At 39.8% G+C, this 25,290-nt stretch carries 21 protein-coding genes; 18 read left to right on the forward strand and 3 right to left on the reverse strand.

The genetic code is table 11. The features are described 5' to 3' along the window. The first annotated feature begins 29 nt into the window (after positions 1-29). Positions 30-281: a hypothetical protein gene (locus DACET_RS03335; RefSeq protein ID WP_013009998.1), complete on the forward strand. Its 252-nt coding sequence runs from the start codon at positions 30-32 to the stop codon at positions 279-281. Between the two features lie 39 nt (positions 282-320). On the opposite strand, the gene DACET_RS03340 is transcribed toward DACET_RS03335, so the two are convergent. Together DACET_RS03340 and DACET_RS15915 are read right to left on the reverse strand one after the other, a co-directional pair. Further along, a complete protein-coding gene (locus tag DACET_RS03340) occupies positions 321-1,535 on the reverse strand; it encodes an IS256 family transposase (RefSeq protein WP_013009968.1) in 1,215 nt (404 codons plus the stop codon). 176 nt (positions 1,536-1,711) lie between these two features. Then, positions 1,712-2,892, reverse strand: a protein-coding gene (locus DACET_RS15915; RefSeq protein ID WP_430640268.1) for an IS3 family transposase whose coding sequence is annotated in 2 segments (ribosomal slippage) — positions 1,712-2,622 and positions 2,622-2,892 — 1,182 coding nt in all. Because the reading frame shifts where the segments join, the coding sequence is not laid out codon by codon here. A gap of 162 nt (positions 2,893-3,054) precedes the next feature. Here DACET_RS15915 and DACET_RS03355 point away from each other — a divergent pair. From DACET_RS03355 to DACET_RS03435, 17 genes are all read left to right on the forward strand, one after another. Further along, positions 3,055-3,432: an NERD domain-containing protein gene (locus DACET_RS03355; protein ID WP_013010001.1), complete on the forward strand. Its 378-nt coding sequence runs from the start codon at positions 3,055-3,057 to the stop codon at positions 3,430-3,432. 92 nt (positions 3,433-3,524) lie between these two features. Continuing rightward, positions 3,525-4,925 carry an IS4 family transposase gene (locus tag DACET_RS03360; RefSeq protein WP_013010002.1) on the forward strand — a complete coding sequence of 467 codons (1,401 nt, stop codon included), beginning with the start codon at positions 3,525-3,527 and terminating at the stop codon, positions 4,923-4,925. A 498-nt stretch (positions 4,926-5,423) separates the two neighbouring features. Beyond that, positions 5,424-6,965 (forward strand): IS21 family transposase, encoded by a 1,542-nt coding sequence (gene istA / locus DACET_RS03365; protein ID WP_013009613.1) that lies wholly within the window; start codon positions 5,424-5,426, stop codon positions 6,963-6,965. After that, positions 6,949-7,695, forward strand: a complete 747-nt coding sequence (gene istB, locus DACET_RS03370) for an IS21-like element helper ATPase IstB (protein WP_013009614.1) — start codon at positions 6,949-6,951, stop codon at positions 7,693-7,695. Before istA ends, istB begins: the two co-directional genes overlap by 17 nt. A gap of 567 nt (positions 7,696-8,262) precedes the next feature. After that, positions 8,263-9,690 (forward strand): hypothetical protein, encoded by a 1,428-nt coding sequence (locus DACET_RS03375; protein ID WP_013010003.1) that lies wholly within the window; start codon positions 8,263-8,265, stop codon positions 9,688-9,690. An 8-nt stretch (positions 9,691-9,698) separates the two neighbouring features. Further along, on the forward strand, positions 9,699-10,160 hold the full coding sequence (locus DACET_RS03380; RefSeq protein ID WP_013010004.1) for a hypothetical protein: 462 nt from the start codon (positions 9,699-9,701) through the stop codon (positions 10,158-10,160). Between the two features lie 14 nt (positions 10,161-10,174). Further along, positions 10,175-13,114, forward strand: a complete 2,940-nt coding sequence (locus tag DACET_RS03385; protein ID WP_013010005.1) for a molybdopterin-dependent oxidoreductase — start codon at positions 10,175-10,177, stop codon at positions 13,112-13,114. A gap of 20 nt (positions 13,115-13,134) precedes the next feature. After that, positions 13,135-13,881: a 4Fe-4S dicluster domain-containing protein gene (locus tag DACET_RS03390; RefSeq protein WP_013010006.1), complete on the forward strand. Its 747-nt coding sequence runs from the start codon at positions 13,135-13,137 to the stop codon at positions 13,879-13,881. Positions 13,882-13,964: 83 nt separating this feature from the next. Next, the gene (locus tag DACET_RS03395; protein ID WP_169304176.1) at positions 13,965-16,286 is read left to right on the forward strand and encodes a B12-binding domain-containing radical SAM protein; all 2,322 of its coding nucleotides are present in this window, start codon (positions 13,965-13,967) and stop codon (positions 16,284-16,286) included. Further along, the gene (locus DACET_RS03400; protein ID WP_013010008.1) at positions 16,273-18,027 is read left to right on the forward strand and encodes a radical SAM protein; all 1,755 of its coding nucleotides are present in this window, start codon (positions 16,273-16,275) and stop codon (positions 18,025-18,027) included. Before DACET_RS03395 ends, DACET_RS03400 begins: the two co-directional genes overlap by 14 nt. A 37-nt stretch (positions 18,028-18,064) precedes the next feature. Then, the gene (locus DACET_RS03405) at positions 18,065-18,766 is read left to right on the forward strand and encodes a TorD/DmsD family molecular chaperone (RefSeq protein WP_013010009.1); all 702 of its coding nucleotides are present in this window, start codon (positions 18,065-18,067) and stop codon (positions 18,764-18,766) included. Positions 18,767-18,784: 18 nt separating this feature from the next. Then, positions 18,785-19,654, forward strand: coding sequence for a molybdopterin dinucleotide binding domain-containing protein (locus DACET_RS03410; RefSeq protein ID WP_041229852.1), 870 nt, complete (start codon positions 18,785-18,787; stop codon positions 19,652-19,654). 12 nt (positions 19,655-19,666) lie between these two features. Then, positions 19,667-20,278: a 4Fe-4S dicluster domain-containing protein gene (locus DACET_RS03415; protein WP_013010010.1), complete on the forward strand. Its 612-nt coding sequence runs from the start codon at positions 19,667-19,669 to the stop codon at positions 20,276-20,278. A gap of 51 nt (positions 20,279-20,329) precedes the next feature. Beyond that, positions 20,330-21,556 (forward strand): radical SAM protein, encoded by a 1,227-nt coding sequence (locus tag DACET_RS03420; protein WP_013010011.1) that lies wholly within the window; start codon positions 20,330-20,332, stop codon positions 21,554-21,556. Beyond that, positions 21,543-22,253, forward strand: a complete 711-nt coding sequence (locus tag DACET_RS03425; RefSeq protein WP_013010012.1) for a TorD/DmsD family molecular chaperone — start codon at positions 21,543-21,545, stop codon at positions 22,251-22,253. The genes DACET_RS03420 and DACET_RS03425 overlap by 14 nt, the downstream gene beginning before the upstream one ends. Further along, positions 22,241-22,390, forward strand: coding sequence for a twin-arginine translocase TatA/TatE family subunit (locus DACET_RS03430; RefSeq protein WP_013010013.1), 150 nt, complete (start codon positions 22,241-22,243; stop codon positions 22,388-22,390). Before DACET_RS03425 ends, DACET_RS03430 begins: the two co-directional genes overlap by 13 nt. Positions 22,391-22,402: 12 nt before the next feature. Continuing rightward, positions 22,403-23,395: a 4Fe-4S binding protein gene (locus DACET_RS03435; RefSeq protein ID WP_013010014.1), complete on the forward strand. Its 993-nt coding sequence runs from the start codon at positions 22,403-22,405 to the stop codon at positions 23,393-23,395. 165 nt (positions 23,396-23,560) lie between these two features. On the opposite strand, the gene DACET_RS03440 is transcribed toward DACET_RS03435, so the two are convergent. Continuing rightward, a complete protein-coding gene (locus DACET_RS03440; RefSeq protein ID WP_013010015.1) occupies positions 23,561-24,757 on the reverse strand; it encodes an IS256 family transposase in 1,197 nt (398 codons plus the stop codon). Positions 24,758-25,290: the final 533 nt, after the last annotated feature.

Genomic DNA, 25,290 nt, shown 5'->3' on the forward strand with positions numbered 1-25,290 from the left:
TGAAGCCTCTTTTTAATTAAGAGGGGACTATGAAAGCATATAGACTACAGATTACCATCAAAAACGAAGAACTTTTTAAAATGATAATGTCCATTCCGAAAACCCAGCGGGGGCAGTTTATCTCTATGGCTCTCCAGAAATACATTAAAAGCACAGAAGGGGCGCAGCTCCTCAGCATGTTCGCCACTCACCTGCCGAATATTGCAGTTTCAGCAGATTTGGCTGAGGGAGAAGATAATAGTAATGGTAATTTGAATGATATTACAGGAGATTTCTTATGAAAATATAATGAAACTTGGGCAGGCAGGGAGCCTGTCATATTAACTGTGTAAAGTCGTAATTCTGTCTTCATAGTTGATATATAGCTGTGAGTATATTACACCCCAATCCCTGATTGGCATAGTCCATTTCTTTTCGATACCTAAAATAGCTAAATATAAGAGCTTTACAAGGGAGTCTTCCGTCGGGAAGGCTCCCTTTCCTTTAGTCGATTTCCTGATGGCAGAATGGAAGCTCTCAACCGGATTCGTGGTATAAATCAGTTTCCTGAGCTCCTTGGAATATTTGAAATACGTAGAAAGCTCAGTCCAGTTGTTCCGCCATGATTTCGAGATGTTAGGATATTTGCTGTCCCACTTCTCAGCAAAGGCATCCAGCTCAGCTCTGGCTTGTTCCTCGGTCGCTGCGGCATAGATTTTCTTGAGGTCAGCAGCCACAGTCTTACGCTCCTTCCAGGGCACAAAGCGGAGAGAGTTGCGTATCTGATGGACTACGCATTTCTGAATCTCAGACTGTGGAAAAGCGGCTGTTATAGCTTCTGAGATGCCCTTGAGGTTGTCTACGGCAAAGATAAGAATATCCTGTACTCCACGGTTCTTTAGCTCGTTCATAACTGTCAGCCAGTATTTAGCGGATTCTGTCTCGGCAAGATATAGCCCCAGACAGGATTTATGACCTTCCATGCTGATGCCGATCACAAAGTAGATAGTGACGTTGCGAACAGCTCCGTCCACACGCATCTTTAAAACCATGCCGTCCATAAAGACGATGGCGTATATCTCTTCCAAGGCTCTGTTCTGCCATTCTTTAGCCTGTGGGAGAATCTTGTCTGTAATAACGCTGACTGTCTCCGGCGATAGCTCATGACCGTAGATATCAAAGATGTGCTCTTTGATGTCACGGTTACTCATACCCTTGGCATACATGGAAATTACTTTAGCTTCAATGCCTGATATATCTGTCTGGCGTTTCTTGACTATTTCAGGCGAAAAGGTTGATAGGCGATCACGGGGTACTTCGAGTTCCATTTCGCCCATTTGTGATTGTACTTTCTTGGAAGAACGACCGTTACGGCTGTTGCCGTCACTTACGTTCGGTTCATGTTTCTTATAGCCTAAATGGGCTTCAAGCTCACCTTCGTAGAGCGTTTCTATGACTTCTTTCATCATGTCACGCATAAACACCTGAAGGTCTTCTGTGGTTTTTACATCGCTTTCAGCAAGCAGTTCTTTCAGTTTGTCCTTGTCTAATTTCATCATAAACCTCGCATGTTAGTTTAACACATACGACGTTTACACACTTTTATTTACACGCTCCAGGCAGGAGTTTTCAGGTACTCAGACTCAATAGAAATAAAGCAAAATTTACTCATGCAAGAGTATGCATTATGGCATACTGACCTAAGTCGAGTTTTTTAGACACCATAACTTTATCATTTAGCGTAACGCTTCGTCAATTCTAATCGAGCATATGCAGCAGGTGAAAGATTACCAAGGCTGGCATGTCTTCTCACCCGATTGTAAAATATCTCAATATATTCCTGAATGTCAGCCTCTGCTTCCTGACGTGTAGAATATTTCTGATGATGAACCAGTTCATTCTTCAACGTACCAAAGAAGCTTTCCATCGGCGCATTATCGTAACAGTTACCCTTACGACTCATTGAGACCTCGAAACCAAACTGCTCCAGAATGGCTCTGTAGTTCTTCGAGCAGTATTGTGCCCCTCTGTCGGAATGATGGATTATTCCAACTGGCGGACGTTTCAGCGTGACCGCACGGAACAGAGCACGACCAACAAGGTCTTGGGTCATTCTGGAGCTCATAGCATAGCCCACAATCTCTTTATTCCATAAATCCTTTATCCCTGCCAGATACAGCCAGCCTTCGTCTGTGGCGCAATAGGTAATGTCAGATACCCATACCTGACAAGGACCGGATACGGAGAAATTCTGGTTCAACAAATTCGGTGCAACAGGATGATTGTGCTTTGAATTCGTTGTCGCCTTGAATTTCTTCACCTGCTTACACCGAAGCCCCATCTCTTTGCGCAGACGCTTGATGCGATGAAGGCTTACTTCTATGCCATGCTCACCTCTCAGCTCGTACTGAAGCTTCTCTACGCCATATGTACCTCTGCCCTTCTTGTGAGCCATCCTGATAAATACTTTAAGCTTCTCATCGTCCTGAGAGCGTTTAGAGGCTTTACGGTTAATCCAAGAGTAATAACTACTCCGAGATACTTTGAGGGTTTTACAGATTGCTGTTATAGGGAAACTGTTTTCCCTGTTTAAAGCCTCTACTTGTGCGTACCTTTCTGAGGCTCTTGTGCAAGGTACGCCATCGCCTTTTTTAAGATTTCTCTCTCCAGGCGAACCTGTGAAAGCTCTTTCTTAAGGCGGGAGACCTCCGCCTCCAGCTCTGTTACTGTTCGGCTGCCTGATTTATCTTTCAGGCTACCTTCCTTATGCTTCTTAATCCAGTTACGCAGCGTCTGCTCGGATAAACTGAGTTGACGGCTTACCTCCGCTACTGAAAGACCTCCGTTCAACACTAAAGAGACTGCTTCTTCTTTAAATGCGTGGGTATAGAAACTTCTCGGTAATCTCTCCATGGACTTCCCTCCGGTTATATTATTTATACCAGATATGGTGTCCAATTTTCCCAACCTACCTCATACTTTTCTCCTCGTTGCACTTGTAGTGTGTCCTAATAGATATACAAAATATAATCAAGATGTGATAAAATTTAGTAAAATACTTAAGGTAAATGATATATGGCAGTAGTATACCCTGCGTTTGAGAACATATTGCGTTCTAAGCAAAAGTTAGAAGATGGTGAATTATATTTGCTAGAATCTCTAGCGAAGAGCTTGCCTGCAGATGTAGAGATCTTTTTCCAACCATTTGTTGAGGGAGATCGTCCTGACATTATCTTGTTACAAAAAGACGTGGGCTTGACTATCATTGAGGTGAAAGACTGGAATCTAAATTTATATGACGCAAGAACTGGTAAGGACTGGAATATAAAATCAAATGGAAAAATAATAAGGTCTCCATTGCAGCAATTAGATACATATAGACGTAACTTTTTTGAAATATATGTCAATGATATTTTAATAACTCAAGTTTCGCATCTTGATATAGTGCGATAACTTGTTGTTATAGCTAGGATAACAATAGAAAAAGTCTCCCATAAATGGTATATTGATTTTCAAAGAACAATTACATCAAGGAGACTTTTTCTATGCTTGAGAATAAATCATGGCAGTCTGAAATACAAGCGGCATTATGGAAAGAATTTGAGATACTCCGAGTGATGAAGGCTTTGCAGCTTCGTACAATTGCCTATAGGTGCGGTATTTCAAAGAATCAGGGCGTTGAGCCATTTTCGATTCTTGTGGCTTTAGTTTTTCTGACTTTTCTCGGCAAAAGCGTTCATCATTTTGTTTCCCATTGCCGGAACAGTCTATTTGATTTAGGCGGTAAAGATGTTTTTTATCGTTTAAGTACACGTACAAGTATCAATTGGCGGCGTTTTATGATGGATATATCGCTTAATGTGATCAGATATTTCAAATCATTCAGCAGCTGGCAGCAGCGTGTTCTTGTAATTGATGACACAGTAATTCAGAAAGCCGGCAAAAAGATAGAAGAAGTATCATGGGTGTTTGACCATAGCAAAGGTAAAAGCGTGAAAGGCTTCAGTGCTGTTGTGCTTGGCTGGAGTGATCGTGCGTCATTTGTCCCTGTAGATTTTGCTTTGCAGCGAAGCAGCAGAAAAGTATTCAAACAATCGACAGAAATTGAAATGGATAAGCGGATGCTGGCGTGGCATCGTCGACAGGAAGCAGTAAAAGACAAACCAACACTGGTAAAGGAAATGCTTAAACGGGCGAAACAGAAGGGTCTGGATGCTGGGGCTGTTCTGTTTGACAGCTGGTACTGTATGCCGAGGCTGGTGTCGTCAATTTATAATGAGATAGGCTATGACGTGATTGCCATGCTTAAAACTACACCGACATTGACTGTTGCTGTAAATGGCAAGGTATACTCAACCAAACGCTTATGGGAATGTGTTGTTCCAGATTTGATTAAGGCAACAGTAACAATTGGCAAAGATCGGGTGTCTGTATCTTCCATCAATGCTTTTTTCGGTTCAACTCTGGTTAAGCTGGTCTTCTGTCAGCCATCTGAGAAAAGTAAATCAAAGAAGCCTATTATTCTACTGTCTACGGATACATCTTTGACATCGGCAAAAATAATTGAAACCTATGGTCAGCGTTGGGCAGTAGAAGTGTTGTTTAAAGATGCCAAGAGCAAGCTTTTCTTTGGGAAAAATCAATCCAGAACCTTTGAGGCTACTATTTGCTTCCTAACACTATCGCTCGTTAGGTTTATCATCCTGAGCTATATGGAACGGATAAATGGTGATTTCCGTCACAAAGGCAGTCTGTATGAGGGTCTGCGTTATGAGGTCGAAGAACTGAATATTCTGGCGTTTATGGAAAAATTCATAAACCGATTATTATCAATAATTGATGGAGCAAAGGAAACATTTACAGTTTTTATGAATAAATTGGCTGGAATACAGGAAATGGTAAGGCTTTCAATACAGAATCTGATGTTTCAAAGGTGCGAAACTTGAGTTAATAAAAGCAATAAAAGATAATAGGTTTGAAAAATGTATCAGAACTTATGTTTATTTTCACAATTCAAGTAATCAATCGTTACTATATTTCCTTGATCAAATTGAAGAGAAGTTAAACCAGAAATGCAAGAAATTTAGTTCTAAAATACAAGAAACAAATAGTAAGCATGATAAAGAAAGGCTTGTATCAAATTATAATAATAGTGCTAAAGCTAAAGAAAATTTTATAAATTGGGAAAGAGATAAATTTATAAGTCAGGAGACAATAAATAAAATATCTTTGCCAAAGAAAGAATTAATAGGAAGTGTGATTTTGCAGTTCAATTGACCCCCCTGGCGGCAAATATTTGCAGCTGAATTGACCCCCCATATTTGCAATTCAATTGACCCCTCTGTGGTGTCAGCTTTTGTAAAAAGTTTTGTAAAAATCTCTCCTTTGTATAATGCCTCCATAGAAAATAACTATGGAGAAATTGAATGCGAAAGGAGTACCACATGCACGACATCCTGGATATTCTACGACGCAGAAAGCATGGCGACGGCTTTAAGACGATCGCCAAGGCTCGCAAGATGTCTAGAAACACCATCAGGAAATACATAGAACTGGCTGTCACTTTGGGTTTCGAAAGTGACAGTGAGCCACCACTGGAGGAGATCGCATACGGTGTCTACCGCAAAGTATACGGAGACGGTTCTCGCCCAGTCAGTGAGTGCCGTAAAGTTCTTATTCCATACAAAGAGAAACTGGAACACTGGCTGAGTGAAGAGCGCCTCACTATGACCAAGATTCATTCTCTTCTTAAGCGTCATGGTGTTTCTGTAAGCTATGACACACTGCGCCGCTACCTTCATGAAGATCTTGGTTTCTTTAAGCACAACACAGTCCGCATGCCTGAAACTGCTCCAGGCGAATACGCAGAGGTTGATTTCGGTCGTCTGGGGCTTTTATATGACCCTGAGACAGACAGAAGGCGTGTGGTCCATGCATTGATAGTGACTTTGCCTTACAGCCGCTATCAGTATGTTCACCTTTGCCATAGCATGAAATTCCAGGAAGTAATCACCGGTCTGGAATCAGCCTGGGAATTCTTCGGCGGTGTTCCTGCGAAAGTGATTGTCGACAACATGAAGACAGCCATAGATAAGGCAGACCGTTATGATGCGCAGTTCAACCGCTACTTTTATGAGTATGCTTGTTACCGTGGATTTATCATAGACCCTGCAAGGGCAGTTGCTCCGAAAGACAAGCCTAAAGTTGAAAGAAATGTATCATATGTCAGAGATAACTTCTTTAAAGGAGAGACATTCAGGAGCCTTTCCCATGCACAGGAAGCAGCAGATGCCTGGTGCAGAACTGTCTCCGGCATGCGTATACATGGCACAACTAAAAAGCATCCCCGCATTGTATTTGATATGGAAGAGCAGGCGAATCTGCTCCCTCTGGAACAGGAGCGTTACGATGTACCTTTCTGGGGAACCTGCAAAGTGCATCCAGACCATCATATCCGTATTCAAAGCGCTCTTTATTCTGTCCCCACTGTATACATAGGCAAAGAGGTTTCTGTAAGGCTGGACAGCAAGCTGGTTCGCATTTACCACAAAGAGCAGCAGATAAAGGTGCATAGTCGTATGAAAAAAGGTAAACGCTCAACAGACACCAGTGACTATCCTGAAGAGAAACGTGGATACACCATGAAGAGCTGTGAATATCATATTTATAAGGCTAAAGAAGTAGGTTTCTACTGCGGAGAATTTATGGAGCGTCTGCTATCCGGTGACTTCCCATGGCAGAATCTAAGGCAGGCTCAGAAACTCATCCGGGATGCTGATAAATATGGTCATGGTCGTATGGAGCAGGCATGTCAGCGGGCAGTAAGCTTCGACCTCATCAATGTGTACAGAGTAGTAAATATAATTGAGCTCTCTATGCAGAATAATGAGGTAGAAAAATCTTCCTGTAAAGTGCTGAAACCCGCTAAATTTACACGCAATAAAAACTATTTCTACGAAGGAGGTCACGATGACACTATCAAATGAACTGAAACAGACAGTAAAAAAACTAAGGCTGTCGGGAATACTGGCTACTTTACCGGAACGGATGGCTTATGCCAAACAGCAGCACCTGACATATGCAGAGTTTCTTGAGTTGGTAATGCAGGATGAAGTGGACAGGCGTCTTCATAACCAGGTGGATAATCAAATGAAAAAAGCTGGTATTAACCCCTTTGAGACACTGGAGAGATATGACTTCGACGCTCCGGTGCAGGTAGACAGAGAAATGATCAAAGGACTGTTCGGTCTGAATTTTATTGAGGAAAAAGATAACGTGATGCTGTGCGGACCTGTCGGTGTTGGTAAAACATATCTGGCAAATGCATTGGCCCACGCTGCTGTGCGAAGAGGTAAAAAAGTCCTGATGGTCAGAGCAGAGAAACTTTTTAAAAGACTGCAGCAGTCCAGAGCTGACTACTCCTATGAGAAGGCTCTGCTTGGATTTATTACTCCCGATATGCTTATTATAGATGACTTCGGACTGAAGGCATTGAATGAACAACAGTCTACTGACTTCTATGAGATTGTTGTGGAAAGGTACGGGAGAGCATCTACTGTGATCACAAGCAACAGGGATACGGATGAATGGCTGGAACTATTCCATGACCCGATTCTCGCAAACTCGGCACTCGACAGGTTGGTGCATAATGCATACAGAGTTGTCATTGAGGGTGAGAGCTATAGAAAAATTAAATCCAGAAAAAAGTTGATTTAAAAAGGAAGATGACGTAAACAAAAATTAAGGAGAGAGGGGGTCAATTAACCTGCAAATCAGAGGGGTCAATTGAACTGCAAAATGACACCCGGATGGTGTAACCCTGATCGGTGACTAAAGATACGGCGGATCGTTTAAACTCTTCAGTGTAACTCGTGCGTTTCGGTGACATAAAAATACTCCTTATAATTTCTAAAATAAAAAGGCTTATTGATATGTCCATTGTTATTAAACCACATCAAGGTAATGGATTATATTAAGACATGCAATTAGATTCTACACTTGTCTAATATATAGGTAAGCTGTTTTGTAAAATGTGATATTGTTACATCGTAAGCTTACGCACGATATTTCATTTGACACAGTTCCGATTAAGTGACATTATTCATTGAATGACTGGTCAGTCAGCGCTGTAATTGTCTTTATGTGTTACGGATTGTGAAGACCGCAATGATTAGGTGCATTGCAAACTACAGTATTTTCGGTTTGGTTTAATTGTTTACATACAAGCTCCGTAGCTTATACCTGAACCGAATACGACTTATCAGTCAAAATATGGAGGTTTATATGTTCAAAAGGATGATCTTTTTATCCTGCGCCTTTTTGACGTTTATGCTGATGCATGTCAGCAGTGCGTCAGCGGAAAACATGGTTACTCCAGACTTATGGTCTTATCATGTTAATGCGGGCAAAATCAGTCAGGCAACAGAAGGACTGAGCATAGGGGAGACAAGTCTGTATTTAACTCTGACTACTAGATATCGCTATAGTTCAAATGATTATGCGAATGACAGTGACATTTATCAGTATCTCAAGACAAATTTTGATGAGGTAAGAGTTGGTACAGGAACAATCTCAGGCAAGCTGTATTTTCGTGTAGCTGAGGATCTTGATTCTGATGACAATCAGGACTGGTCAGATTCCTCTTACTATTTTTATCGTGATGCACTCGATAAAGAGCTTCAGGAAAATGATCTTGCACCGAGGTTATATTACGGAAACCTTGTTTTCAGCGACTTCTTGGAAGGTACTAAGTTAGTGCTTGGTCGTCAGTATGTGGACAACCTGAATAATTTCCACATAGATGGCGGTGCTGCAAGCTATAGCTACGGTGAGAAGCTTGATGTCTATATTTATGGGGGTATGACAGTAAGTTATTTTTATGAGAATGACGATGACTACCTTTATGGTGGAGGTATCACTGCCAAGCCATTTGAGAACACATCAATACAGGTCGAAGGTAACAAGCTAGAAGTTGAAGACATGGGTGATGATATGCTGTCTGCAAAGATATCCCAGCAGCTTCCATTTGGTTATGCGTACGTTAAATACGATCAGATCAATGATGCTGATCTTTTCGAAGCTGCTGGTAATTTTCGCATAGAAAAAACACGCACATCATTAAGGTTAAAATACTCCGGTCAGTATAACAAGATAGACGTTAGTGATTCTTCATATGTAGTTAATCCGTTTACCTACTCACTTATGGATAGTGAAAAATTCAGTAAATATAAGATTAATATCAACCAGCAAATCATTAATATGCTGTCTTTGGATTTAGGCGGAGAGTTTAAGCAGATAGACGGTGATCTAAACCGTTATAACCGCGAATATAACAAATATACGGTAGCAGTAAATATTGATGAACTATTCCAAGGAAATTTTATAAGAATTTCTGCCGAAATGATGGACTTTGATGACTATTACAGCACAGATGAGGAAAAAGTCCGCTTTGGTTTTCAGATGTCACAAAGGGTCTCTGAGAAGATAGATGTCTGGACGGGCATAGATCATCAGAGTTTTGTTTATGACTATGAAGATGATGAGTATAAAGAGTCTGTAACGGTGTATTACATAGGAACTGAGTGGAGACCTCTGGGGTTTCTGTCCTGCAGTCTTGATCTTTCAGCAGAAGATACTGAAATGTACGAGGATTTATCCGACGATCTCAACACTAACTATACAGCAGAAGCTCACTTGTCTTTAATGTTTTAGGAGGAGTAATGTTTAAAAAACGAATTCATACCATAATCGCAATTTTGTGCATAATGTTTGTTTCTTTTGCTGTTTCCTATGCCGTTGAAACCAGTAAACCTGATTCTCATGGAGTGAACTGGATACAAGAGCATGGTGATGCCAGTACATTTAATAACAAGGAATGCATGGACTGCCACACAGATAAGTCATCCTGCATCCAGTGTCATGAAGAGGCTGCACCTAGAAATCATAATGCGTCCTGGACGCGTAGAGGTCATGGGCTGGAGGCCAAATGGGATAGAGAATCCTGCTCAACATGTCACAAGGAAGATTCGTGTATTGAGTGTCACACAAGCACTCCTCCGTCAGACCACAGGTACGGATGGAGAGAACCAACAAATGCACATTGTGGGAACTGCCATTATCCGATTCAGGAGACTAGGTGTTATACCTGCCATAAGAGAGCTCATGCTCCTAATGAATATTGATTAAGAGGTATATAATGAAAACAAAAAAGAAAAATTATCTGACAGAAAACAAAATAAGCAGAAGGGATTTTCTTAAGTGGACATCTGCTCTTAGTGCAACTGCTGTCGCTAATGGTTGCGGTGGCGGAAGTGGACCAGAGGACTATACTGATGATCTATTAGTCCCACAAGAAGAATTTGTTATGGACAGAGAACTTAAAGAAGTTATGGGCACTCACCCTCACAACTGTGGTGGGAGATGTCCTTTTAAATTCTCTGTAAAAGGGCATGGTACTCCACAGGCAAAAATAGCTAAACTAACAGCTGCAGGTGACGTTGCCAGAGAGAATTCACTGGAAGCAGATGAGTCTACATCATTCGTCCAGACAAGGGCCTGTGTCAGAGGTTATGCTCAGATTAAAAGAACATATTCCCCTGACAGACTGAAATATCCGCTTGTCCAGACAAAAGAACGAGGCGATGTTACAGGTTTTAAGAGAGTCAGCTGGGATGAGGCTCTTGATGCAGTCGCTGATAAAATCGCTGAAGTTTATTCAAGATTTAGCAGTGGTGAACTGCCGTATATTCCCATGGTTGCAGGTCCTCCGAATGGATTACATAACCGTATGATGTTTGCAGGTATGCCATTTATGGGATTTGCCGAGGGGGCAGGTTCTGCTTTATCGAAGTATCTCGGACCTACAATACTTCCTACAGGCGCACCCTCATTTGAAAACATGCTTTTTGCATCTATAGGATCAGTCGGGCTGCTTCCAGGGCTAGCTGGCGGAAACTCAGTGCATAATTATAAAAATTCAGATTTTATCATACAGTGGGGAGCAGATCCTGCTGTGAAAGAACCAAATAAAACGTTCTTTCTGACCAAAGCAAAAGAAGCTGGTGTACCTATAGTTACTGTTGATGCTCAATACACTGACACTGCTTCTATTCTTTCTACAGGTTTTCCTGAGTACAATATACCTCAGTTTATTCAGGTTAGACCACAGACTGATGCTGCACTTTCTGTTGCGATGGCTTATATAATTTACAACAGGGATTGGCATGACGATACATTTATAAAAGATAATTGTTTTGGGTTTTATCCGACACAAGGGGCTCCTGTAGATAGTGATGGGAATCCTTTTACAGTCGTTGATCCACCTAAACATCCTGGATTTGTTAATTCAAAGCTTGACTTTTCATTTCAGACACAACTTACTCCAGATCAGCACCCTTTTGCAGATCCTGCGCTTGCCGGTCAAGATGTCCATGTCCCTGCTGGGCTGTCATTTGTTGAATATCTGGACGGGTTAGGAGTTGAGAAAGCTGCTGAGTTTGGTCTTGTTGACAAGGAAGATGCTGTTGTTACATGGGCATCCCAGTTGTCAGGTGTAGCAAAGGAAACAATAGTGAACTTTGCGGACGCATTTGCAAACGCTGGAGATGTGTTTCTTGAAAATGGGAATAACGGTGGACAAAAAACAAATAACGGCATGCATAATGTCTGGATGATGATATGTCTGGCTGCGATGTGCGGACATACTGTAAAACAAGGCGGTAACCTTGGTGTTAACTCGTCGGATGGCGACTCTAACCCCGTGGGTTTCCCTGGTGGTTTAACTTACCCTGAGCTTGGCAGTGGTACTACTTATCCGTTTATTGCAGTGGATGCAAATAAGTTTGTAGACCTTGTTGTTACTGGCCGTGATGGAAGAACAGAAGATCAGTTTTATGAAGATACGAAATCAATTTACGGTGTCGATCTTGGTTCACCTGCAACAGCTAAACTTGAAGTTGATATGGTTTTAGGATCCTACCATATTACAAACTCATTCAATACATGTCCGAATACAAATAAGGCTGTGAATATTTTCACCCAGAAAAATGGTAGCGACTATAAAATCAAGCATTATGTTATTTATGAACAGAACATGACTCCTACAGCAGCTTATGCCGATATCATTTTGCCTGCGTGTTCGCATCATGAAAAACCATTTTTTACTAGTGGTCAGGCTACATACTTTCAGAATAAACTAATTGAACCTATGTATGATACTAAATCGGATGTTGATATCGATATTTTGCTTGCTGAAAAACTCAATGCCAGAGGCATAAGTGTTTCATATAGCAGAAACGGCAAAACTGATGAAGAACTTTGTGCAGAAGCATGGGATACAGCAACTGTATCAGATATTGATAAGCCTACTTTTGCAGAAGTACAAGAGCAAGGCATCGTTCAGAAGGAAGTCAGTGGTACCGTTCCAAATCCTATGACCGGTCTTATGGGGTATCTCCCTTACACTACTGAAACGGGCAAGATTCAATTTTTCTCGCCGTTTTATTATTACAGGGATGGTTGTGACTTAGCAACTCAGACTGAAAAGTCTAGAGTGACATCAAGGGCGATGTATATTGAGCCTTATGAAGGTTACGACAAAATCATGAAGGGCGAAAACGTCGGTGTCAAAGGGAAAGAATATTCATTACAATTCACAACAAAGCATGCGAGGAATAGAGTTCATACCGTTTATGACAATGTTTCCGTGATACGTGATCAGTTTGATTATCCAAAACGTGCACTCATGAGTCCTGCAGATGCTTCTAAAAGAGGCATAAAAGATGGCGACATGGTTTATGTCTATAATGATTGGGGCTGTTTAAAGGTCGGAGTAGGTATTTCACCAACAATAAGAGAGGGTGTTGTTAGTCTTCCGCATGGTGTTTGGTATAGAAAAGGAAGTGAAACATATGAGGCTTGGTATGATATCGATCTTGGTGATGCGGTAGATAGTACTGTGGTTAGTGAAACAACTTACTATAAGCACATAGTTAATGTTGATATTGGTGGGTGTGAAAATACTTTAACTCACGATAAAGACTTTGGAAGCCCTAAAGACCCGTTATGCGGACAGGTTGGCGACAACCATTTTAACGGAAATCTTTGTGAAGTTAGTAAAAATCATCCAGATAGTTAGTAAAGTTGTGGAGGTAAACAATGAGTCAATGGGGATTTTATTTTGACCAAACAAGATGTGTTGGATGTAAGGCCTGCATGCTTGCTTGTAAAAACTGGAATGACGATAGACGTGGCGATTATAATATTAACTCAGATTCTATGAATCCAGATACAGACTGGTATAGTTCTGGAACGTATGTTGTTGATGTTAATGACATGGAAGACGTGTCTAACTATTTGAACAGCGCTGGCGAGACGAATTATGAGCAAAACAGAAAGTACTATATGAAGGAAGACTGGAGAAGGGTTAATGCTAATGAAAGAGCTTATCCTTATGCGTTGAAACATATTTCTCTTGCCTGTAATCACTGCACAAATCCAGCATGTGTTGAGGCTTGTCCAATGGGTATCATATACAAAGAAGAAGAATATGGCCTTGTTCTTGTAAATAATGAGACATGTATCTCGTGCGGTAAGTGTAAAGAAGCATGTCCCTGGGATGCTCCACAATTTTATGCACCTGATTTTAGCCAGTATCAACTAGATGATACCACTAGACCAAAAATGACTAAATGTACACTATGTTTAGACAGGATTCAGGAAGGACTTAAGCCTGCATGCGTAGCTGCCTGTCTTAACAGGGCCTTAGACGCTGGTCCGATTGATGAGATCAGAGCAAAATGGACTAATTTTGGTAAAGATGTTGTAGAATATACGGCAATGTCAAGTGAAGACTTTGCAAGTAGCAGTGGTTTAGAGCCGAATATTATTTTTGTTAAGAAGTAATTCTTACGAATACAGGCGGGAGAAAACCTCCTGCCTGTATTTTTCAAACTATAAGGAAACTGATGAATACAACTTTGATAAATATGAATCAACTGGATTCAATACGTTCGACAAATACTATACCCATTCTTCAAGGATACATAGCTACTTATCTTAATAAACATGAACATGATACACAGATCATTGATGATTTACAAGATGCTCCACTTACTTTGGAAGATTTAAATAGGCATATGCAAGAGTTCCGACCTAAGCTGGTAGGATTCTCTGGTTATCACTACTTGATGGAACGAATACGTTTTTTTGCAAGATTCATAAAGGAGTATTATCCTGAAACAAAGCTTATACTTGGTGGTCCACAGTCTCTTTTTCTTCCGGGGGATGGACTTAAAGATCTTCAGGACTTTGACATAATTTGCAACAAAGGTGAAGGTGAATTAACCACACTTAACATAGCTGAGTCACTGAAAAGTGGAGATAGTTTTTATAATATACCAGGGATTTCATTTAAGGATAATGATCAAATCATTACTACCAACCGACCTGACTGTTTGCCTCAAGATCTAGATATCTACCCTTCCCCTTATGTTCAGGGTGTTATTGATTTAAGTATGAAAAAGACAGCGTGTATTTTTACATCCAGAGGATGTGAACATGTCTGTAATTTTTGTGTTACACCGTTGTTTAATAATATGAGGATTCGTTTTCATTCGGTGGATCATGTGTTGGAAGAAATGCAATATTTAGAATCAGCGGGTATGGATAGTTTATGGATAGGTGATCCGAACTTTACTGCATACAGAAGTCGAACAGTAGAGTTGATGGAACAGAAAATAAATAGAGGTATAAGAATACCTTTTTGGTGTCAAACTAGAGTTGATATGGTTGATAAAGACTTGTTGAAGTTGATGCAAAAAGCAGGTCTTCATTGTATAGGCTTTGGGCTTGAATCAGGAAGCGACAAGATACTTAATACTATGCATAAGGAAGTTTCTATCTCAAGATTCCATGAAATCGTTACCTACGCGCAGTCGTTGGGGATAAATGTGGAACTGTTCTCTATGTATGGGCAACCTGGAGAAACCTATGAAGATGCAAGAAAAACAATCAGTATAGTTCAGAAGTACGATATACCTATTTATGCGAACTCGTGTGCACAGCAACTACAGCTTACATGTGGTTCTATGTACGGGAAGGATCCAGAGAAATTTGGCTTTAAGGTTAGTGACAAGTATATCCCGAGCTACCTTTCATTTTGGCATGAGTATGAAACCGATTGCTTAACACGTTTAGATCTAAGAAAAATTCAGGCTGCATGGGTTCTCTATAATAAAGAAACAGAGTTCAATATTGAAAATTGTATAAATATATTTCATACAGTTGATTATATATTAGAACATAAGGAAATGCTGAAAGAAGAAAAACGTCTTTATGAGTACTGGCTGTACCTTGGGTCATTGCTTGAAGATAAAGAAACTATGATGCAGTGTATTAAAAATTTCAGAAAAAATATTTCTACTGATAAGAAAGAACTGACTAAACTACTTAAACATGCAGACATGTATTCTGTATCAGATACAGTACAAAACAACAGCCGTGTGATTATATTTTGTCAATACGAAGGGCAGTATATTCCTGAAAAACATTACTTAAAGCCGGGGCTCAATGACCTCAGATACAAAATTCAAAAAGGAACTTTGTTGGGAATGAAGGTGAATGAGTCTGTAAAGGTTACGTTAAGTGATGGTCAAGGCACGAACGTCATTATTTCCGTACTCAGAATATTTAATAAAGTTAAAATAAAAGATGTAAAGCAGCTTGATAAAAATCACTTATGGCATGATTATAATTTTATAAGTTATAAGGCTTTGGAGCAGTCGAGTAACGAACTTCTTTTATTTCTCACTCTGAAAAGCATCCCTTATAGTCAATTTGCGGGGATTCCTCAAGTATTACTTAATCTAGTTTCTTATTATACCAAAATACATAAGTTTTCAGAAGTCGAAAAGTGTTATAGGGGCATGCTTCTAATTCCTCATGTTGCTTACAAAGTTGCTGAGACCTTTGGAGACATTATCTCCTATGCCGGCAAACATGAAGAGGCTATAGAATATTATAATAAATCCGATGTGACAGAACACGTTTTAATAAAAAAAGCTTATTCATATGTAAAACTAAACAGGCATGAGGAAGCGTTTAACATATTGAAAAATATAAGTAAAAAAGAGGATATGCTGTATTGTGAGGTAATGCTTGAGTGTTTGCATAACCTCTCTGCTGATAACATAGACGAAATAAGAGCATTGAGTCATAAAGTTGTACATATGAAAGTTCAGAAAATACTTGAAAACAGCACATTAGCTGTAAATTTAAAAAGTAAGGTTGCTTCTAATGTTAGAGCATGATGTTGTTTTTCTGGTTTTAAAAGAAACATCCTCGTATTTCCACTCTGTTGAAGAAGATGCAGCAGCGGCTACTTTAGTTTACTATATGAAAGAAGCTGGTCTTCAAAATCTATCTACATTCCCAGCGACAGATGAGGATAAATACTCAGGTACTATTTATAGTCAATTTATGACATATCTTGATAAGAATACAGCGCCTATATTTTGTATCTCATGCTGGACAAGTACTTATGCAATAGCTTCTGATTTTGCCGAAATGATTAGAGCTCGTTACCCACGATCATTGATTATTGCGGGAGGCGTACATTTCAATTCTTTAGGAGAAACAGAACATTCTCTGTATAAAGGGACATTTGATGTGGTCTTTAGAGGTGGTGGAGATAGTTTTTTAGAATTTATTAAGTTAAGTGTTGTTGAAAAAAAGTTGAAAATATACAAAGAAAAAGGTGAAATCAAAATATCGGGGGCTACTTTAGGGAAGGGGGCGTATTATTTAAAAAATAGAAAAATCCAAAATACAGGAAGAGGAAGCTTTAATCGTCCTGTTGTGCCGTTACTCGGAGTAACTAATGACTGTATTGACACAAGGATTTTGCTGCACGACACATGTCCAAATGCGTGCGACTATTGTTTTATACAACCCTCAGGTATCAACTGTAACTATTGGGCTTCTCTTATAAAATGGGTAGGTGAATTTAGCGGTCAAGTAAAAAAAACGTATAAAAAGGATGTTGTGCTTTCGTTGTCTGATAGCGCACCTTTCAATAAAAGTAACCGAAAGCGTACACTTGACTATTTAGATATGCAAAAAAAGAATGTAAGGTTTGACGGCATGAACGTTTTTGTTGACCCATCTGATTTAGATGAAGAGTTTTATCATATTGTTGAAGAGCATGACATAAACAACTTTTTTATAGGGCGAGATAGAATTATATCTGACAACTTTGTAGGTAGAAGGCTTAATGGATTGGAACGGTCTTCAGAGCAGCTTGATCAGGAGTTAGATTTGATTCTTAACTTTATGGCTTTTCTTAATACAAGGAAGAATAAACTTCAAAACGAAATATATATAGGTTACATCGTATCTCCATATGAAAGTGCAAAATATTCACGGAAACTAATAGACGAGCTTTCTGGTATTACGATGCATAATTCAAAATTAACAAACGTGAGAGTTCAATCAAATTTATTTATACTTAACCCATACCCAGGCACTAAAGTTGCACAAAAAGCTAAAGGTGAGTTTATTGCAATGAGGTATTTTTATCATCCATATCCTAATGTATGGGTAGGAAAAAATACTGTTAATATATATTTAGAAGTAATTCGGCTTATAGTTGCAAAGATGTTTTGCAATAATATAAACATCTCCTTTTATAAGCCTATTTTAGAAATGGCTCATTCCCTTCAGTTTCAAACAGATTATAATTATAAACTTATAGATGATATAGAAGATGTGTCTTTACGAAGCTTTGCGTATAAGATAATTGAAGATATTTTCAAAATGGAACTAAGCAAAGAAAGAACTTTGGATGAGTATTTAGAAAATGTTAAATCAATCTATTATATAGGATGTATGGTGAGTTTAGTTATTAACAAACCAGAGTTATTAAAATACAAGAATTTGTATAGCAGTATAGTAAAAGAAGATAAGTCAGTCGCTTTTTTGATGAAGGATTTAAACTTATTAAAAGAATATGCCTTAGCAGGCAAAGCCCCAGTGTTGGATAAATACTTATAGTGTTTATTTATATGATTAAAATTTAAGAGAGGTTATTATGGAGATTATTGATTTACAAAATGCTACAGCACTAAGAACTGTTCTTTATAGAAATCTAACAAGATGGTATTCGAAAGAAATTGACCATAAGTGTCTATTAGAGATGAATTCAACTCTTGCAATGTTTGCAGATTACAACAAAGGTCGAAACGATAATATGCTCGAAAAGGGCATTGAAATAATTAAAAATTTCACTGGTAAGCATAGTGATTTGACACTCTTGGTTGATGAACTTGCACTAAAGTACACGACTATCTTCTTAAATGTATCTCCTAATGGTGTAGTCAAACATGTTCATCCTTATGAGTCTGTTTATTTGTCTCCAAATAAACTTGTTATGCAAGATCAAAGAGATGAGGTTTTGGAGTTTTATGCTGAACAGCAGATGGGAGTAGCAGATAATTTTAAAGAACCTGAGGATCACATTGCTATAGAGCTCGCATTCCTCCAAGAGCTTAACAAACGTATTTGTAAAGAATTAGCAAACAATAATATGGATGATGCTCTCGATAAGTTTGAGGTACATAGTAAATTTATGCAGCAACATTTACTCAAGTGGGTGCATTTATTAGGAAGAGATTTGATCGCATCAGATCCTAATGGATTTTACGCCGGCCTAGCCAATATAACAATTGGTTTTGTTAAGGAAGATTACATGTATGTTGAAGAGGTAATGGATTATATTAAGACATGCAATTAGATTCTACACTTGTCTAATATGGGGAACACAGCAGATGATTGGCGAAGAGAAGCTGTAGAACCACTACTCTCAGGATATTTCCCGGATACAACATATGATGAGTGGAAAGAACTCGGAACTGTATCAATGGATGAAAGTCATGGTATTACAGTAAATGCTGAAATGGCAGCCTTTAGAGCAGACCCTGATAATAATCCTCTCCTTACACCCTCGGGTAAATTTGAGATATATAATCAGGCAATGGTGGAAGACTATGAAGCCAGAGGATATGTCAATATTGACGGACGTTTTACCCTGACGGGAAATCTGCACGATGGAAGTAATGCAGGGCGATTTGTTTACCCTATACCAATGGTTATTCCTATGATGGAAGGCTTATTCGCCGAAGGAGCAACAGACCCACATCCAGACCCTCTAGAAAGAGATGATGCAGGATATACGTTAGGTTTAAACGGATGGCATATTTATTATCGTTCACACTCAACACATAATAATAACGCTTATATTAATGAAGTGTTTAAGAAAAACTCTAAAGGGCAACCTGCTTTTCTTGATCCGAATAGAGAGACAGGTGAAGCATGGGATGATAATGTTTATGAGCCTGTAGTAATAAACCCTTATGATGCGGAAGCTAACGGTATAACGGATGGAGACAGAGTAGTGCTGGAAAATTCCAGAGGGAGCATTTATGCCTCAGCTACAATTTCACAGAGAGTACGTAAAGGCTGGCTTGCAATAGGACAAGGCGGCTGGGCTAATGGAGATAATGCAAATGGAACTCCTGACATAGGCGGCGCCATCAATGTATTAACAAAACTTTTGCCTACCCGTATATGCCAGGGTATGACTCTCGGTGCAGACACAAGAGTAAAAATAAGAAAAGCCTGATAGGAGTTTAAAATGAGTTATGCATTTTACTATGACCAGAATAGATGTATGGGATGCAACACTTGTGTTGTTTCATGTAAAGACTGGAACAGTGTTAACCCCGGACCGGCAAGGTGGAGAAATCTCTCCACCAGAGAAAACGGCACATTTCCGAATGTAGCGATATACAACCTTGTGCTGTCCTGTAACCATTGCGAGAATCCCGCATGTACAGCAGCATGCCCTGTAGGTGCTATTTACAAGAGGGAAGAGGACGGCATAGTTATCGTGAACAGAGACCTCTGTCAGAACATTAAGGCGTGTGCCGTAGCCTGTCCTTTCGGTGCTCCGAATTTCGGAGATGATGATTCCGAGCCGATGCCGGAGGCCACATGGGCTGTCGACCACCCTATGCAGAAATGTACTTTCTGCTGGGATAGATGGGAGGAAGGCAAAAAACCATCCTGTGTGAGCTCCTGCCCGAACAGGGCGCTAGACGCAGGCACAGTGGAGGAGATAGAGGCAAAGTACCCATTGGCGGTTAAAACTGTTGTCGGATATCCGGATTCGAGTAAGGATTCCCAAGGGAATTCACTACCGAACGGCGATACTCTGCCATGTATATATTTTAACCCCAAGTCGTGACATAGACGTGCCGGAGTCCGTTAAAAGCGGGCTCCGGCATTTTAGGTGCTTATGAACTATATAGATTTTCTCAGTCACCATACAACACGAAAGTCCGCTTTATTGAATATCCTGAACAGTTTCTCTCTGCCTGTAGGTGAAGATGAAAATACAGAATACAGCGGACTGATAAGCATATTAAATGAAAATCCGCTGGTGAAGATATGCAATGCAGGCAAAAGCATAAGGTACAACTATGTTTCAGAAGCCTGCGAACTTTGCCATAAAGGTGACAGGTCACACACCTTCATCACATCTCTGGAATGCTCCAGATACTGCTATTACTGTGCGAATCTGAATCAGGAAGAATCTGTTTTCCTACCTCTTAAAGAACAGTATGATGCCCGCGAAGACAGGCAGATGCTCCAGTCAGTAGGCATCACAGGCGGAGAACCTTTCCTTTTCAAAAAAGAAGTAACGGGTTTCGTGGGCTATGTGAAAGAGGATAACCCTGACTGCTACATTCGCATATATACATGCGGAGACTATTTAGACAGCACACTTCTGCAGGAACTGCAGATGCTGGGGCTGGATGAGATAAGGATTTCGGTTAAGCCGGACGATGCTGTCAGTACTGCACTGGATAAGATATCGCTTTGTGCTGAATATATCCCGCATGTTGTTGTGGAGATGCCTGTTTTTCCGGATGAAGAGGAATATATGCAAAACTTGCTTATAAGTTTGCAGGATACCGGTGCAGCCGGCATTAATCTGCTGGAATTCCTCTTTCCTCTTAATAACGAGCAGGTATTTGCAGAGAAGGGCTACAGACTGAAGCATACGCCTTATCATGTGATCTATAACTATGATTATCCGGGCGGTCTGCCAATTGCCGGAAGTGAGCTTTTGGCTTTGCGCCTTATTGAATTTGCCGCAGGAGAAAAACTCAACATAGGTGTTCACTACTGCGCATTGGAAAACAAATTCACCTCTCAGATATATTTTCAAAACAGTCGTATAAAACTTAGAAACTGGGAAATCATGGATCCTAATGATTTTTTTATTAAAACTCTGCGAGTGAAAATAGATGGCACAGATATAATCTCGGAGCTGGGTCTTAAAGAGAACGATTATTTTAAAGGATCAGATTATGTAGATATACATCCTATGTTTCGAGAAAAGACTGGAGCGATTGAGATGACGTTAGTATATAGTGTTGCTGAAAATATTGAAAATAAAACTGTAATCAGAGAAGTGCACTATGGGGCACTGAAAGGAGTTTCACATGAACTGCAATAAAGATAAAAATATCATAAGTGGTGATGACGTCAAACCTGTTCTACAGGCCAGAAGCATTTTTTATAAACTGTTTTCTGACTTCTTCTACGATATTCTGGAAGACAATTCTTTGTTAGATCATTTGTTTGCTAGTTTGAATACGCTGGAGCAAATGCTGGCAATGAGGTGTGATGACCCTGTGCTTGAAGACGCCTTTCAAGTAATACGTGAAGAATTGAGTAACAGAAATGAGATTGAACATAAGCTTGCCAGGGAATATACTTCTTCCTTTTTATTGGGAGGGTACTCTGTAAATCTCAGTGCTTCTCCATACTTTTCTCCAACAGGAACAATGTATCAGGAAGAGCGTAGTGAAGTGAAAAATATTTATATTTCTTCAGGGCTAAAACTGAATACAAATAAAAAGATCCCTGAAGATCATCTGGCTTTAGAACTGTATTACATGCACTATATGGCGAATAGGGATATGAGTGTGATTGATGATAAATCTAAATTAATTAATTCCTTTAGGAGCCAGGCTGATTTTATGGAGAATAACGTTTATCCGTTAGTGTATGCAGTTACAAAAGCCTCTGAAAAGAAAAGAAATACAGGGTTTTATATGAGCTTGCTTATAATACTGAAAGAATTTGTGAAGCAGGATACTGAAACTGTTAACTGTCTTATCTCAGATGAGGAGGAGCTATGTTTGGACTAGGGCACGCTGAATTATTGATAATAGCTTTGCTTTTATTTGTTCTGTTTGGTTATAAAAAACTTCCGATGTTAGGAGAGAACCTTGCAAAGGCACTAAAGAGCTTTAAAACTGGTGTTATAGATACTGACGAGAAGTAAGGTGATTAAGGTATGATTGGCATAAAAATCGATCCTGAAAAGTTACAATGTGGAATAACTGTCAGGCCCCAGAGTTGCGTGAGAATGTATTACAAAAATGCATCATGTAATTTATGTGTGGAACTTTGCCCGGAAAATGCTGTGAAAGTAGGTATGCCTGGGACAAAAGTACTCGTTAACCCTTCAAAGTGCTCAAGTTGTGAGATATGTGTAGGTGCATGCCCTTACGGCGTTTTTACTGTTTCAGGTACTAATGACTATATTCGCTGTGTCAATTTGCTAGAGAGTACCTATGACCAGGGGCTCAAGCTCGCTTGTGGAAAAAGCGCAACTAAAGACGCTGTAAAGATTGAGTGCTTAGGATCCTTAAATAGTGTACTTCTTCTATTTCTCTTAACTTCAGGAGTTAAGAAAATAGAGCTTGATATGAAACCGTGCGTTGATTGTGAAATTTCTGAATACATGCATAAAATCCTTAATAAAGAGCTTGAAATTACAAGAAATATGCTTAGGTCTGTAGCTGCAGGTTATAAAGAATATGTAATAGAAAATGCCATGCTCATAATGTTAGAAAACGATATATTTCAGAAAGCTCAGAAAACGGAAATTTCATGTAGTAGGCGTGGTTTCTTTAATCACATGAAGAAAAACGTATTAAAAAATATGTCAGCTATTACTGAGATAATTGAGTCAGCCCCAGTGGAGAGAGTTGTTATTACTGACAAAAAACCTGTTAATAATAGAAAGCATATTGCAAATATAATTTATGATCGTCTGGTGTCATTAAATAAAAACATACCTATGGTTGCTGGGTTTCCAATTGGTAAGATATTCGTGAATAACACTGACTGTACTCAATGTCGAGTTTGCGAAAAACTATGTCCCACTGGATCAATATTAATAGATGATGGAGCTTTTAAACATAATGTCTATAAATGCATCGGATGTGGAGTCTGTGTTGATTTGTGTAGTCGTAACTGTATTAAGTTGCCACCAGAGAAGTAGCAAATATGTGAGAACCTAACTATGTAATGGCATTAGAACAGGCAAGGCTACATTGTCAGCTAAATGGGCACTGATTTGGGCTCTCAGAAATTTGCGACGTTTATAAGGTTTTGGTACCGTCAAGATAGTTTCGCAAATTCCCTTTTGCCGTTTGGTAGCTTTCAACTAGCCAGCAACTGAATCCATCTCTATATCTCCGGCTTCAGTAAAATATTTCATACTCATATAACGTTTAGTTCCCCACTGGGTTCCAGCTACATGACGCAGCCTGGCACAAACAAGCATCAAAGCCGAGTTTCCGTCAGGAAATGTACCTACCACACGAGTCCGACGCCGTATCTCCCTATTCAACCGCTCAATCACATTATTAGTACGAATCTTAAGCCAGTGAGCATAGGGGAAAGTCATGTAAGTCAGAGTCTCCTCGATACTGTCTTCAACTTTTTTAGCGGCTTCCCTTAGCTTCATATCACGAAGTTTCTGTGCAACAGCCTGCGCTTTCTCAAGGGCAGCTTCTTTGCTCTCCTGGGCGTGTATTGCTTTAAGCATTGCTGCCACAGCTCTCACCTTGGTTCTCGGTGTTACAGAAAATACATTTCTGTAAAAGTGAACCGTACAGCGCTGGTACTTGGCATCCGGATAGACTTCGCTGACAGCATCAACAAGCCCCAAACACTTGTCTCCTATAAAAAGCTGAACACCCTTCAAACCTCGTTCTTTAAGATCACAGAGAAAGTTCTTCCAGCTCTCTTTATCCTCTTTCATACCCTCTGATGCGCCGATCACTTCACGATAGCCTTCTTCATTTACAGCTATAGCTACAAGCACAGCAACGTTCTCATATGAACCACCCCAGTTGCGCTTGAGATATATGCCATCAAGATAAACATAGGGATAGCTGCACTTCAGTCTCCTGTTGCGCCAATCATCTATGTGAACATAAACCTTCTTGTTAAGCTCACTGATGGTGCTCGGAGATACTTTAGTACCCCACAACGCCTCTGTTATATCTTCTACTCGGCGAACTGATACGCCGGCAAGATACATCTCTATAAGAGCTTCTTCTACTGAGCTCTCACGGCGGCGATAGCGTTCAATAATGGCTGTTTCGAAAGTTACTCCCTTAAGCTTGGGAACTTTCAGTTTAACATCACCTGAGCTTGTCAAAAGATTCCGTTCATAGTGACCTGAACGATAACCGTTACGGTTCTCAGTACGTTCATATTTAGCGGCGTTTGTCAAAGCCTGGGCTTCCTGTTCAAGCAGGTTATTAAGTGTTTCTTCTACACTGTTGCGGACAAGTTCCTGTAACTCGCCCTTTATGGCACCTTCGTTCAGGTGTATAATCTTCTCATCGGACATGGCCTTTGCCTCCTTTGGTGAATTTGTCTGGTAACGTATTCTACCAAAACGGCGGCGGCCTTGTCCGTTTATAAAGCCGCTATCATAATTTGCGAAACTTATCGTACCTTATCAAGGTTTTTATAGTTAAATATAAAAACAATATGGGAAATGGGGCGGTGGGAATCGAATTGAAATTTTACCTTTTGTATCAGTTATTTATAGTTAACGTCTGTGATAAGTAGTGACGTAAAGTGATAACAGTAAAAGGCTTTTCATTTTCATTCGTAAACCCTTTGGAACCCTTGTTTTATAGGTCTTTTTGGCAAAAAATACGAAAATTCTACGAAAAATTTGCTACCCTCGGTTTTACCGGATATTCGGCAACTCTTTCGCAACTTCAATATACCACTTTGCATTCGCTTTGAGTAGAGAAATCAGTTCTGTGGCAAAATCCGACTCATGACCTGAAAGTATAGTGGACCGACGAATTGAGACAGTCAGAGTAGATTTCTAAGTGTTTTTTGGCATAAAATACTAAGAGAAATCGGAGG

The sequence above is a fragment of the Denitrovibrio acetiphilus DSM 12809 genome, assembly GCF_000025725.1.
GTDB lineage: Bacteria > Chrysiogenota > Deferribacteres > Deferribacterales > Geovibrionaceae > Denitrovibrio > Denitrovibrio acetiphilus.